Source organism: Streptomyces sp. NPDC048441 (genome assembly GCF_043200235.1).
Lineage (GTDB): Bacteria > Actinomycetota > Actinomycetes > Streptomycetales > Streptomycetaceae > Streptomyces.
The window spans coordinates 336,443-348,512 of sequence record NZ_JBICXM010000008.1 but is presented as its reverse complement, the minus strand read 5'-3'; the positions used below and the strand labels follow the sequence as shown (position 1 = coordinate 348,512).

The following is a 12,070-nucleotide window of genomic DNA, read 5'->3' as shown; positions in this document are numbered from 1 at the left end:
CTCCAAATGGGCTCAGCGTGTGAACTGGTCAGCGTGTGAACTGATACGAGAACGCGCCGAGATCGGGGTCGTTGAGCGGGCTGCCGCCCCAGAGCCAGTCGTACGAGAGGTCGGACTCGCCGTCGAAGTTCCGCCGGAGCTTCTCGTCCCTGGCCTGCTGCTCGGGGCCGTCGGGGAAGTGGTAGAAGGTCTTGTTCTGCAGGGACGCGTCCTGGACCATCCCGGCGTGCTTGGCGCGCCGGTCGACATAGCGGCGCAGCGCGCCGTCTATCCCGCCCGTCGTGACCGCGCCGAGCTCCTCGGCGAGCACGGCGGCGTCCTCCATGGCCTGCGAAGCGCCCTGCGCCTGGTAGGGGAGCATCGCGTGGCAGGCGTCGCCGAGCAGGGCGACCCGGCCGTCCTGCCACACCGGGTCGCGGCGCCGGTGGTAGAGCGCGAAGCAGGAGACGTCCTCCTTCGCCTTGGAGAGCATCGCCGGGACCCGGTCGTCCCAGTCGGGGAAGGCGTCGACGAGGTCCTGTGCGCTCGCGGAGACGCTCCACTTCTCGGCGACCTCGTCCGTGCAGGGCACGCAGGCCACGATGTTGAGGAACTCGCCGCCGCGGATCATGTAGTGCACCAGATGCCGGTCGGGCCCGTACCAGATCGTGGACTGGTAGCGGTCCACCAGCCAGCGGGTCGCCGGGTCGGCCGCGATCAACTCGCCCGGAATCAGGGCCCGGTAGGCCATCTCGCCGGAGAACAGCAGGGTGTCGGGGGCGCCCATCAGATCGCGCACCCGGGAGCGGATGCCGTCGGCGCCGATGACGACGTCGGACACGTACCGCCGTCCGTCGTCGGTGATCGCCACCGGACGCGCGGGGTCGGTGCGGTCGAACTCGGCGACCTTGCTCGCGGTGTGCAGCGCGACGACAGGGCCAGGACCCGCCGGATCGACGCAGGCGTCCATGAGGACGCGGTGCAGATCGGCCCGGTGGTAGTGCCAGTACGGCGCGTTGAACTGCTCCTTGCAGCGTTCGCCGAGCGACGTCAGGCCGACGACCTTGCCGTCCCTCCAGCGCCTGCGCACCTGGTCGAGCGGCTCGGTGTGGATGGCCTCCAGCTGCCTGCGCAGGCCGAGGCCGAGCAGGATGCGGCTGGCGTTCGGCGCCGTCTGGATGCCCGCGCCCACCTCGCCGAGCTGCGCCGCCTGCTCGAGCACGGTGACCCGCAGACCGCGCTGCCGCAGGGCGAGAGCGGCGGTCAGGCCACCGAGGCCGCCTCCGACGACGGTGACTTCGTACGACTGGCTGGACGCCACGCTTCCTCCATCTTCGTTATGCGTAAGTGCAGTTGGCGCGAGGTCAGCGCTCGGTGAGCCGGCCGCCCGTCACGACCTCGGTGTCGTCGACCCGGACCGTGCAGCCGCGCATGGCGATGTCGAGATGCGCGTACGACTCACGCCCGAGGACGGGGTGCGGTCCCGTGGACCACAGGAAGTTCCCGGCGAAGGCGCGGGCGTCCATGCCCATCAGGTCGTCCTTGCCGTACATCGCGGTGGCGAACCAGTCGGCCGTCCGCATCAGACCCCAGCCCATGTGGGAGAGACTGCGCGCCCACTGGTCGTCGGCGTCCTCGAAGAACGTGTTCAGGAGCTCGGCCTCGGCGCCGCCCGACACCTTCTCGATCTGCCCGCCCGAGATCTGGAGGGTCACCGGCTGGCGGACGTACTCCTTGAAGGGCAGCAGGATGTCGCCCTCGGCGAGCACGATCTGCCCGTCGGAGATCTCCGGCCAGCACAGCACCATGGTGCTCGGCCAGTGGTCCCAGCGGCCCGGGTCGTCGGCGAAGCCGCACTGGAACTCGGGCTTGGAGCCCGCGAGTTGGATGGTCAGATCGGTGCCCGCGTCGGAGGTGACCCGCATGACGGACGACCGCTTGAGCAGCTGGACGCCTTCGAGCACCTCGTCCTTGTCGGCCTCCTTGGGCAGATTGCGGATGAGGACGTCGGGCGCGTCGCAGACGAAGATGATGCGGGTGCCCGCGCGCAGGATCTCCTGCTGGACGGGCGCGTGGATGAAGCCTTCGCGGGTGATGTCGACGACCAGATCGGCGGACTTCAGGAGGTCCTGCGCGGTGGAGTCGTTGAGTACGGAGACGAGGCCGGGGCCCGCCCCCGTGTGGGTGCTCGGCATCGGCGCGGGGCTGCCGCCGGGCACGGTCGCGGCGATGACATGGGCGCCGCAGGCCTTCGCGGCGCCGAACGCCGCGGCCACGTAGTCGCCGCGGCTGCCGGGTTCGGAGAGGACGACGACATGCTCGCCCTCGCGCAGCTTGCAGAGCCGCAGCTCGCGGGTGAAGGCGTCGAGCAGGTCTACGGACGAAAGATCGAACACGGGGGATCCCTTCTTGCGGGCTGCCGCGGACATACGGGCAGCGCGACTCCGGACACATCGTGCGAGGGGGAAGCGAGAGGGGGGAAGCGGGAGACTTGCGGGGACAGCGGACAGCCGTGACCGGCCCGCCGCACAGGGTCTGAACTGCGGATACGAGGCGGTGGGTGGCCGCCCGACTGAGATAATCCGAACACGTACGATCTCCCTTGGCAAGGGGTCGCGCACGGAGTTAACGCGGGTGTTTCCTGACGAGCCATCAGGAGGGCGGGGTGGCGGTGCGGCCGATCGTCCTCGCGATTTCTGCCCCCGCGAAGGGGGTTCCCCGCCGGTCATGAATATGCAAGTCTCCTCCCTAATCTCCGGGAGCAGTGGTTGATCCTCAGGTCAACAGGACTGCCCCGGCCTCGGCATGGGGTGAAGAAGTGTTGCGGAACGGGAATGGGAACGGGACCGGCACACGAGGGCATGACCTGGCCTCCCTGCGCCGCCTCAACACCACCGTCGTGCTGCGCGCCCTGCACCGCCGCAGCCCGCAGACACTCGCCGAGCTCGCCGCCGGTACGGGGCTTTCCCGGCCCACGGTGGAATCCGCCGTAGAGGAGCTGACCGCGCACGGCTGGGCGGGCGAGGCCGAGCGCGAAGACGGCGAGCGGGCGCCGGGGCGGCCCGCCCGGCGTTTCAGGTTCCGGGTGGAGGCGGGCCGCGTCGTGGGCGCCGACATCGGCCTGCACAAGATGGTGCTGCTCATCGCCGACCTCGGCGGGACGGTCCTCGCCGCGCACCGCGAGGACATCGACCCGGAGCTGAGCGGAGCCCAGCGGCTCGCTCTCCTCCGGGACGGCCTGGAGGTCTTCCTGGACGCGCACTCGGTGCGTCGCGACGACATCCTCGCCCGCTGCGTCGGCGTGCCGGGCGTCGTCGACTCGGGCGGCACCATCACCTCCCATGTGATCCCCGAATGGTCCGGCGTCGACATGGGCCGGCTGCTCGCCGACGGGGAGCCCGGCCACACCCTCGTCGAGAACGACGTGAACCTCGCTGTGCTCGCCGAGCGCTGGCAGGGTGCGGCCACCCTCGCCGGAGACGTCGTCTGCGTCCTGACCGGACACCGCGTCGCGTGCAGCCTGACCATCGGCGGGCGTCTGCACCGAGGGCGGCGTGGCGGCGCGGGCGAGCTCGGCCTGCTGCCGCTGCTCGGCATGAGCACCGCGCAGGAGGCCCTCAACTGGCAGGGTGCCCGGCGCACCGGCGAGTCCGAGGTGGCCGCCCTGGCCCGCGCCGCGGACAGCGGGGACCCGCGTGCTCTCGCCGCCGTCGCGGACTTCGCCGACCGGATCTCGCCGGGCATCGCCGCCCTCGCCCTGGCCGTCGACCCGGAGCTCGTGGTGCTCACCGGCGGCGCGACCCCGCTGGGCGGTCATCTCGTGCCGCTGATCGAGGAACGGCTGCGCCCGCTGACCCTGCACGTCCCGCGCATCGCGCTGAGCACGCTCGGCGAACAAGGCGTCGCGATCGGCGCCGTACGCAAGGCACTTGACCAGGTCGAATCCGATCTCCTGGCGGATTCGGCGCCGTAGGACACCCGTGGGGCAGCTCAAGCACACCCATAGCGGAACCCGGAACCCGGAAGCGGAGGCGCTCATGCGCAGGAGAACTCTGCTGTACGGAGCGATGGCGGCGCCCCTGCTCGCCGCCTGCTCCGGTCAGAGTGATGACAGCAAGGAGGACAGCGGCCGGACCACCCTCTCGTACGGAGTGTGGGACGTGGCCCAGGTGCCGGGCCTGCAGAAGGTGATCGACGCCTTCGAGAAGGAGAATCCCCGCATATCCGTGCGCATGGAGCTCACGCCCTGGTCGAGCTACTGGACCACCCTGAAGACCTCGATGCGGGGCGGCACGGCCCCCGACGTCTTCTGGATGAACGCGGTCAACCTCCAGCTGTACGCGTCCAGCGGCGTCCTCGAACCCCTCAGCGGGCACATCAAGAGCGACGCGACCCCCGTGGACCGTCACCCCGAAGCGCTGGTGAAGATCTACGCCTACCAGGGCACGCAGTACGGAATACCGAAGGACTTCGACACCATCGGCCTCTGGTACAACAAGGCACTCTTCGACAAGGCGGGCATCAAGTACCCGGACACGAGCTGGACCTGGGACGACGTCCGCGACGCCGCGGCCGAACTCACCAACCCACGAGAGCGCGTGCACGGCATGGCCGCCGAGATGGATCGCCAGTGCCAGCTCTACCCGGCCATAGCCGGCGCGGGTGGCTACGTCCTCAGGGACGGGAAGTCCGGCTTCGGCGATGAGCGCTCCATCGAAGGCCTTCGCTACTGGACCGACATGATCGACCGTGGCTGGTCACCTCCGCAGAGCGCGATGGTCGAGTCGAAGGCCCGCAATCGCTACTGGTCGGAGAAGGCCGCGATGGTCTACGACCTCTCGTCGTTCTCCGGGCAGATGTACGCCGTCCCCGCGCTCAAGGACCACGGTGGCGTCACCGTCCTGCCCAAGGGCCGGGAGCGCGCCACGATCATCCACGGCCTCGCCAACGTCATCTCCGCCAAGAGCCACAAGAAGGCGGCCGCCTGGAAGTTCGTGCACTTCATGGCGGGCCACAAGGCCGCCGAGATCCAGGCGCACGCGGGTGTCACCATCTCCTCGTACGGGGGGACGCAGGACGCCTGGTTCAAGTCGATGCCCGAGTTCGGCCTGAAGTGCTTCGTCGACATGCTGGAGTACGCCGTGCCGTACCCGAGCTCGAAGAACACCGCGGTCTGGGAGAACCTCCAATACCCGCTCCTGGGCGCCGCGTTCAGCGGCAAGGGCGGCATCGAGAGCGCCGCCCGCACCCTCGGAGAACAGATGGACCGGGCCCTGAAGGAGGAACGCACATGATGAGTGTCTTTCCCTCCACGGCGGCGGCGAAGGCGGCCGGGCGCAGGAAGACGGCAACAGCAACCGGACCCGCGCCCAAGTCCCGCGGTCAGCGCGCCGCCTACCTCTTCATCGCGCCCCTCGGCATCGGCTTCGCCGTCTTCTACTTCTGGCCGCTGCTCCAGACCTTCTACTACAGCTTCACCGAGTTCGGCGCGTTCGGCGGCAACACCTGGGTCGGCACGGACAATTACGTACGCGTCCTCAAGGACGTCACGGTCTGGCAGGCGCTCGGCAACACGCTGATCTACTGCCTCATCGGGCTCCTCGCCCTGCCGCTCGCGATAGGTGTCGCCGCGCTGCTCAACCGGCGCGGACTGCGCGGAGTACCGGTCTACCGCGCCCTGTACTTCATCCCGTTCGTGACGCTGCCCGTAGCCGTCGGCCTCGTCTGGAACTGGCTCTACAACGGAGACTACGGACTGATCAACGAAGTCTTCGAGTGGTTCGGCGCCGACCGCCACTACTGGGTCTCCGACCCCTCGACCGCCGTGTACGCGATCGGCACCGTCATGGTCTGGTCGACCACCGGCTACTACTTGATCATCTTCATGGCGGGCATCAAGGGAATCCCCCAGGACTACTACGAGGCAGCCGAGTTGGACGGCGCGGGACCGCTGCGGCGCTTCTTCACCATCACGCTGCCGCTGCTCAGCCCGACGATCTTCTTCGCTTCCATCATCTGCATGATCAACTCGCTGCAGACCTTCGACCTCATCTACATCATGATGGCCGAGAAGAACCCGGCGATCGGCGACACGCAGTCGGTGGTGAGCCTCTTCTACAAGTGGGCCTTCATCGAGAACGCCCAGGGCGCCGCAGCCGCGCTCGCCTTCCTGCTCATGCTGATCATCGCGGCGCTGACGCTGGTGCAGTTCAGGCTGCAGAAGAGGTGGGTGCACTATGCGTGAGTCCGCAGCCAGGCCATCGAACCGTCGACGTATCAACAGCGGATCACTCGCCACCCACGCGGCGCTCTCGCTGGGCGCCCTGGTGATGGTGTTCCCCTTCCTGTGGCAGCTCCTCACGGCGGCCAAGTCCCTCGCCGAGACGGCAAAGGTGCCGCCGACCTTCCTGCCCGACACCTGGAACTGGTCGAGCTTCGAAGAGGTCTTCACCGCGCTGCCGTTCCGGGAGATGCTCTTCAACAGCGTCTTCAACACCGTGGGGCGCACGGTCGGGCAGCTCGTCTTCTGCTCCCTCGCCGCCTACGCGTTCGCCCGTATGCAATTCCGGGGCCGTAACGTCCTGTTCGCGCTCTTCCTGTCGGTCCTGATGGTCCCCAGCTCGCTGCTCGTGCTTCCGCAGTACGACATCATCCAGCGCCTCGGCCTGCTCAACTCGGCGCCCGCGCTGTTCCTGCCCGGCATGTTCAGCGCGTTCGGCACGTTCATGCTGCGGCAGTTCTTCCTGACCCTGCCCAAGGAACTGGAGGAGGCCGCGCGGATCGACGGCGCGGGGGCGTTCCGCATCTTCTGGTCGATCATGCTGCCGCTGGTGCGGCCCGCGCTCGCCGCGCTCGCCGTCATCACCGCGATGTGGTCGTGGAACGACCTTCTGTGGCCGCTGATCGTCAACACCGACCCGGAGAAGATGCCGATCAGTGCGGGACTGACCTCGCTCGAGGGGCAGTTCGAGACCAACTACCCAGTGATGATGGCTGGTTCACTCATCGCGAGCCTGCCCATGCTGGTCGTCTACGCCTTCCTGCAGAGGCACTTCGTGCAGAGCGTCGCACTCTCCGGATCCAAGAGCTGACCTCCCAGGAAAGGTAACTCCCTTCATGCGACCGCTTCATATCGGCCTGCTCGGCGCGGGCGGCATCGCCCGCGCGCATCTGCCGGGCTGGCTCGAACTGGGTGCGCGCGTCAGCGTGTACACCGTCGACGGCTCGGCGGAGAAGCTAGCCGCCGAGTATGCCGAGTACGCGGGGCGCGGTGTCACCGCCGTGTCGAGCCTCGACGAACTGCTCGCCGACTGCACGGCCGTCGACATCTGCACCCCGACCCCCACCCACAAGGAGCTCGCCCTCGCGGCCGTCGCCGCGGGCCTGCACGTCATCTGCGAGAAGCCCCTCGCGCTGAACGCCCCGGACGCCGAGGAGATCGCGGCAGCCGCCGAAGCGGCGGGCGTCCGGCTGCACCCCGCCCACGTCGTGCGGTACTTCCCGGCGTACGCCGCCATGCGACAGGCCGTCGAACGCGGTGAGCTGGGTGATCTCGCGGTCCTGCGGTTCACGCGGGGCGGCGCGCGTCCGCAGTGGGCACCCTGGTTCGCCGACCCCGCCAAGTCCGGCGGCGTGATCATGGACCTGATGGTCCACGACATCGACATCGCCCGCTGGATCGCGGGAGACGTGATCCGCGTGCACGCCCAGACCCGTGGCGTCGAGCACGCCACCGGCGACGCGCGGGCCGAGGTCGTCTCCGCCACGGCCGTCCTCACCCACGCCTCCGGCGCGGTCAGTCACATCACCGGTCTGTGGGGACTTCCGGACCAGCAGTTCCGTACGACGTTCCGGATCGCGGGCGGCGACGGCCTGCTGCGGCACGACTCCACTGCCGTGCCCGGCTACCGGATCACCGCTCAGGGGGTGCGCGCGGCCGACGAGGGCATTCCGTCGAGCCCGATGACGGAGAGCCCCTACCTCGCCGAGCTGCGGGAGTTCGCGGCTTCCTGGGCGGAGGGCGGTGGCGAACCGCGGGTGAGCGCGCGGGACGGGATCGAGGCGGTGCGGATCGCGGCGGCCGCGGTCGAGTCGAGTCGTACGGGCCGTGCGGTGGAGATCCGCACGGGCGCCACGGGTGTCGAGACGGGCACCACGGATGCCAAGGAGGTCACGCGATGAAGGTCGCCGTGTTGTCGTTCGCCCATGTCCACGCCGGTGGATATCTGCGGCTGCTCTCCCGGATGCCGGGGGTGGAGGTCATCGGCAGCGATCCGGACACCGGGTCGGCCGTGCCCGGCGAGGTGCGGGGGCGCGCGTTCGCCGAGGAGCTGGGGGTCGCGTACGCGCCGACGTACGACGAGGTCTTCGCCTGGGGCCCTGACGCGGTGATCGTCTGCTCCGAGAACGCGCGCCACCGGCCGCTGGTCGAGCTCGCGGCGGCCCACGGCGTGGACGTCCTGTGCGAGAAGCCCCTCGCCACGACGGTCGAGGACGGCGAGGCGATGCTGGCCGCGTGCCGCGCGGCCGGTGTGCGGCTCTCGGTCGCCTTCCCGGTCCGTTTCAGCCCCGCGTACGCGGCAGTCAAGGCGGCCGTCACGTCGGGCGACACGGGCCGGGTCCTGACGGTGTCCGGCGCGAACAACGGCGCCATGCCGACGCGATCACGGCGCTGGTTCGCCGATCCCGGACTCGCGGGCGGCGGCGCCCTGATGGACCACACGGTCCACATCGCCGACCTCCTGGACGACCTCTTCGGCGAGGCCCGCCCCGTCGACGTATACGCGCAGACGAACAACCGCATGTACCAGGGCGAGGTCGACGCCGAGACCAGCGGTCTGGTCACGGTGACCTACGACAACGGCGCGGTGGCCACGATCGACTGCAGCTGGTCCCACCCGCGCTCCCACCACTCGTGGGGCGGGCTGGAACTCACCGTCGTCGCTGAGCGCGCGACCCTGGAGATGGACGCGTTCGACCAGTCGGTCGAGGGCTACAGCGAACGCGACCGGCAGGGGTTCGAACTCCCCTTCGGGGCTGATCTGGACGAGCGGATGCTGCGTGCGTTCCTGTACGGGCCGCGGGAGGGCGGCATGGAAGTGGCCGACGGAGAGGGCGGGCTGCGGACGCTGAAGATAGTGGCGGCGGGCTATGCGTCGGCCCGCAGCGGGGTTCCCGTGCCGGTGGGCTGAGGGCTGCCGCGCCTCTCGGCGGTCCGCGTCAGTCCTCGGCGGTCCTCAGCCGCCGAAGAGCTGGGTCCAGTACGTCCCCGCCGAGCCGCCGCCCGCGAAGCCGACGCCGAGGTGGGTGAAGGAGGGCTTGAGGATGTTGGCCCGGTGGCCTGGGCTGTTCATCCAGCCGTCGACCACCTCGGTGGGGGTGCGCTGCCCGCAGGCGATGTTCTCGCCGATCGCGCGGTGCGAGCTGCCCGCGGCGGACGCGCGGTGCCAGGGTTCGCCGCCGTCCGGTGACGTGTGGGCGTAGAAGGCTCGGGCGACCATGTCCGCGCTGTGACCCTGCGCTGCCGCGGTCAGGAGCGGGTCGGGAGAGAGGGGGCGAAGACCGGCCGCCGTGCGTTCGGAGTTGGTGAGGCGCAGCACGGCGGACGCCCAGTCGCCCAGGCCCTGCGGAGTGAGCGGGGTGGCCCACACCGCCGTCCAGTACAGGTCGCCGGTGCGGGCGTCGGCGGTGTGGGCCACGCCGACTTCCGTGTACGCGCGGTTCTGCACCGTACGCTGCGACTGCTCGCCGGAGAGGCAGTACTCCACGAAATCGGCGGGCGTGCGCGGACCGGAGACCAGATGCTCGCCGATGGCCAGGTACGCGTACCCGCCCGCGACGACGCGCTGATAGAGCGACGTACCGTCCGCGTTCTCCGAGCTGAGCGCGGACCGCGCCGCCATGCCGGTGGCGTGCGCGTGCGCGGCGGCGGTGAGGCGGGCGTCGAGGACGACGGGCGGGGCACCGGCCGACGCCCGCGCGGCGTTGACCAAGGGCAGGAATCCGTCAGGGGATGGCAGGGACGGCGGGAGCGGCGGGGCGGAACGAGCCTGTGATGGCCGCCCCGAAGGCGCAGCAGGCGGCTGCGTGGCCTCGTCCTCCGCCACGTCCACCCCGAAGTCCCGAGCCACCCCCGCGAGCCCGTCCGCGTACCCCTGGCCGAGCGCCCTCAGTTTCCATCCAGGACCCCGCCGGTAGATCTCCGCGAGCAGCAGCACCGTCTCGCTGTCGGGCCGGGGCGGTGTGAAACGGGCCACAAGCCCGCCGCCGGGCCCGTGCACCTGGAGCGCGATGGCGGGCAGCCGGCCGAGGGGAGTGCCGGGCTCGGCGGGGCTGACGGCCACGGTGACGCGGCTCGCACCGGCGCGCAGGCGCCGCCCGTCGACTGTGACCGTGTCGCCCTGGAGCCGGGCGCCGGACGTGGTGGGCTGGTTGTAGAAGACGAAGTCGCCGTCGCCCGCGACCTTTCCGCTGTCGCCGGTGACGATCACGGACAGGTCGAAGGGGCCCGGTACCCGAAGGGTGACGGCGCCGTCCGGCAGGGGCACGTTCCCCCCGGCAACCAGCTCGTTCATGCGACCAGCTCGTTCATGCCAGGACAACGTGAGGCCGGTACCGGGAGGTTCCCGCCGCCATCGCACCGGCGGGCAGGTATTAGCGTTGGAGCAAGTCAGTACCAGGGGGAAAGCACAATTCACCGACAGGATCCGAGGTGCCCGGCAGATGGCAAGCCGCAGCGAGAGCCGTACCCAGCTCGTAGAGGGACTCATGGAGCGGTTCCCGCAGGTGCCGCGGGAGGCGGTGATCAAGGAGGACCTGCTCAGGGGCGGTATGGCGTTCGACGAGTCCGCGCTCAGCGACAATGAGGGCGGCGAGGTCAAGCCCAAGTCGTACTTCATCTTCTCCTTCGACCACAGCACGCTCCCCGAGCTCGGCGCCGCCGCCCTGCGCCGCCCGCCCGAGGAGATCGTCCTCACCGGCGGCCCGTACGACCTGCGCCGCACAGTCGTCTCGGTCCGCGTGAACCCCTCGTCGCCGTACCGCGTGGCGGCCGACGACGACGGCGTACTCGGCCTCTATCTGGACGGCGTACGGATCTCCGACGTCGGCCTGCCGCCGATGCCGGACTACTACCGGCACACGCTGGAGAACGGCAAGTCGGTCATGGAGGTGGCCCCCACCATCCAGTGGGGCTACCTGATCTACCTGACCGTCTTCCGGGTCTGCCAGTACTTCGGCGCCAAGGAGGAGTGCGGGTACTGCGACATCAACCACAACTGGCGCCAGCAGAAGGCGGCGGGCCGCCCCTACACGGGTGTGAAGCCGATGGACGAGGTCCTCGAGGCCCTCGCCATCATCGACAAGTACGACACGGCGAAGTCCTCCACCGCGTACACGCTGACCGGCGGCGCCATCACCACGCAGCTCCAGGGCAAGGACGAGGCCGACTTCTACGGGCAGTACGCGAAGGCCATCGAGGAGCGCTTCCCCGGCCGCTGGATCGGCAAGGTCGTCGCGCAGGCGCTGCCCAAGGCGGATGTGCAGCGCTTCCACGACTACGGCGTACGGATCTACCACCCCAACTACGAGGTGTGGGACCCGTATCTCTTCGAGCGCTACTGCCCCGGCAAGGAGCGCTACGTGGGCCGCGACGAGTGGCACCGCCGCATTCTCGACTCCGCCGAGGTGTTCGGGCCGCGCAATGTCATCCCGAACTTCGTGGCGGGCGTGGAGATGGCGGAGCCGTTCGGCTTCAAGACGGTCGGCGAGGCCATCGACTCCACCGTCGAAGGGCTCCAGTACTTCATGTCGCGCGGCATCACGCCTCGCTTCACCACGTGGTGCCCGGAGCCCACGACACCGCTTGGCAAGGCGAACCCGCAGGGCGCCCCGCTGGAGTACCACGTCCGCCTACTGGAGGCGTACCGCGCGACGATGGAGGACAACGGCCTGACGTCGCCGCCCGGTTACGGTCCCGCGGGGCCGGGACGCGCGGTGTTCTCCGTCTCCTCCTTCATGGACAGCCTGGCCCCGGACGCGGCGGCCGAGGAAACGGTCTGAGGAAGCTCCGCCTCCGCCGTCACCCAAGTGA

General features: G+C 69.7%; 10 protein-coding genes. 7 read left to right on the top strand and 3 right to left on the bottom strand.

All coding sequences use genetic code 11. The features are described 5' to 3' along the window. Positions 1 to 28 precede the first annotated feature (28 nt). Both ACGFSB_RS22215 and ACGFSB_RS22210 read right to left on the bottom strand, forming a co-directional pair. Positions 29 to 1,300, bottom strand: a complete 1,272-nt coding sequence (locus tag ACGFSB_RS22215; protein WP_393401855.1) for an FAD-dependent monooxygenase — start codon at positions 1,298 to 1,300, stop codon at positions 29 to 31. 43 nt (positions 1,301 to 1,343) lie between these two features. Next, the gene (locus ACGFSB_RS22210) at positions 1,344 to 2,375 is read right to left on the bottom strand and encodes a hypothetical protein (protein WP_393401853.1); all 1,032 of its coding nucleotides are present in this window, start codon (positions 2,373 to 2,375) and stop codon (positions 1,344 to 1,346) included. 425 nt (positions 2,376 to 2,800) lie between these two features. On the opposite strand from ACGFSB_RS22210, the gene ACGFSB_RS22205 reads away from it, so the two are divergent. From ACGFSB_RS22205 to ACGFSB_RS22180, 6 genes are all read left to right on the top strand, one after another. Next, positions 2,801 to 3,952: an ROK family protein gene (locus ACGFSB_RS22205; RefSeq protein WP_393401851.1), complete on the top strand. Its 1,152-nt coding sequence runs from the start codon at positions 2,801 to 2,803 to the stop codon at positions 3,950 to 3,952. Positions 3,953 to 4,016: 64 nt separating this feature from the next. Continuing rightward, positions 4,017 to 5,273 carry an ABC transporter substrate-binding protein gene (locus ACGFSB_RS22200; protein WP_393401848.1) on the top strand — a complete coding sequence of 419 codons (1,257 nt, stop codon included), beginning with the start codon at positions 4,017 to 4,019 and terminating at the stop codon, positions 5,271 to 5,273. Beyond that, a complete protein-coding gene (locus ACGFSB_RS22195; protein ID WP_393401845.1) occupies positions 5,270 to 6,223 on the top strand; it encodes a carbohydrate ABC transporter permease in 954 nt (317 codons plus the stop codon). Before ACGFSB_RS22200 ends, ACGFSB_RS22195 begins: the two co-directional genes overlap by 4 nt. After that, complete coding sequence (locus ACGFSB_RS22190) at positions 6,216 to 7,070, top strand: carbohydrate ABC transporter permease (protein WP_393401843.1); 855 nt, start codon at positions 6,216 to 6,218, stop codon at positions 7,068 to 7,070. The genes ACGFSB_RS22195 and ACGFSB_RS22190 overlap by 8 nt, the downstream gene beginning before the upstream one ends. A 25-nt stretch (positions 7,071 to 7,095) precedes the next feature. Next, complete coding sequence (locus ACGFSB_RS22185; RefSeq protein ID WP_393401841.1) at positions 7,096 to 8,160, top strand: Gfo/Idh/MocA family protein; 1,065 nt, start codon at positions 7,096 to 7,098, stop codon at positions 8,158 to 8,160. After that, positions 8,157 to 9,170, top strand: coding sequence for a Gfo/Idh/MocA family protein (locus tag ACGFSB_RS22180; RefSeq protein WP_393401839.1), 1,014 nt, complete (start codon positions 8,157 to 8,159; stop codon positions 9,168 to 9,170). The genes ACGFSB_RS22185 and ACGFSB_RS22180 overlap by 4 nt, the downstream gene beginning before the upstream one ends. Positions 9,171 to 9,215: 45 nt before the next feature. Here ACGFSB_RS22180 and ACGFSB_RS22175 read toward each other — a convergent pair whose 3' ends face one another. Then, the gene (locus tag ACGFSB_RS22175) at positions 9,216 to 10,553 is read right to left on the bottom strand and encodes a CAP domain-containing protein (protein ID WP_393401835.1); all 1,338 of its coding nucleotides are present in this window, start codon (positions 10,551 to 10,553) and stop codon (positions 9,216 to 9,218) included. Positions 10,554 to 10,701: 148 nt separating this feature from the next. Between ACGFSB_RS22175 and ACGFSB_RS22170 the strand changes: the two genes are divergently transcribed. Continuing rightward, positions 10,702 to 12,039 carry a radical SAM protein gene (locus ACGFSB_RS22170; protein ID WP_393401833.1) on the top strand — a complete coding sequence of 446 codons (1,338 nt, stop codon included), beginning with the start codon at positions 10,702 to 10,704 and terminating at the stop codon, positions 12,037 to 12,039. Positions 12,040 to 12,070 lie beyond the last annotated feature (31 nt).

What these genes read in the sequence shown, in the direction of transcription:
- ACGFSB_RS22190 (WP_393401843.1), top strand. Translation starts at nt 6,216, where the DNA reads ATGCGTGAGTCCGCAGCCAGGCCATCGAACCGTCGACGTATCAACAGC.
- ACGFSB_RS22180 (WP_393401839.1), top strand. Translation starts at nt 8,157, where the DNA reads ATGAAGGTCGCCGTGTTGTCGTTCGCCCATGTCCACGCCGGTGGATAT.
- ACGFSB_RS22175 (WP_393401835.1), bottom strand. Translation starts at nt 10,553, where the DNA reads ATGAACGAGCTGGTTGCCGGGGGGAACGTGCCCCTGCCGGACGGCGCC.
- ACGFSB_RS22195 (WP_393401845.1), top strand. Translation starts at nt 5,270, where the DNA reads ATGATGAGTGTCTTTCCCTCCACGGCGGCGGCGAAGGCGGCCGGGCGC.
- ACGFSB_RS22185 (WP_393401841.1), top strand. Translation starts at nt 7,096, where the DNA reads ATGCGACCGCTTCATATCGGCCTGCTCGGCGCGGGCGGCATCGCCCGC.
- ACGFSB_RS22170 (WP_393401833.1), top strand. Translation starts at nt 10,702, where the DNA reads ATGGCAAGCCGCAGCGAGAGCCGTACCCAGCTCGTAGAGGGACTCATG.
- ACGFSB_RS22200 (WP_393401848.1), top strand. Translation starts at nt 4,017, where the DNA reads ATGCGCAGGAGAACTCTGCTGTACGGAGCGATGGCGGCGCCCCTGCTC.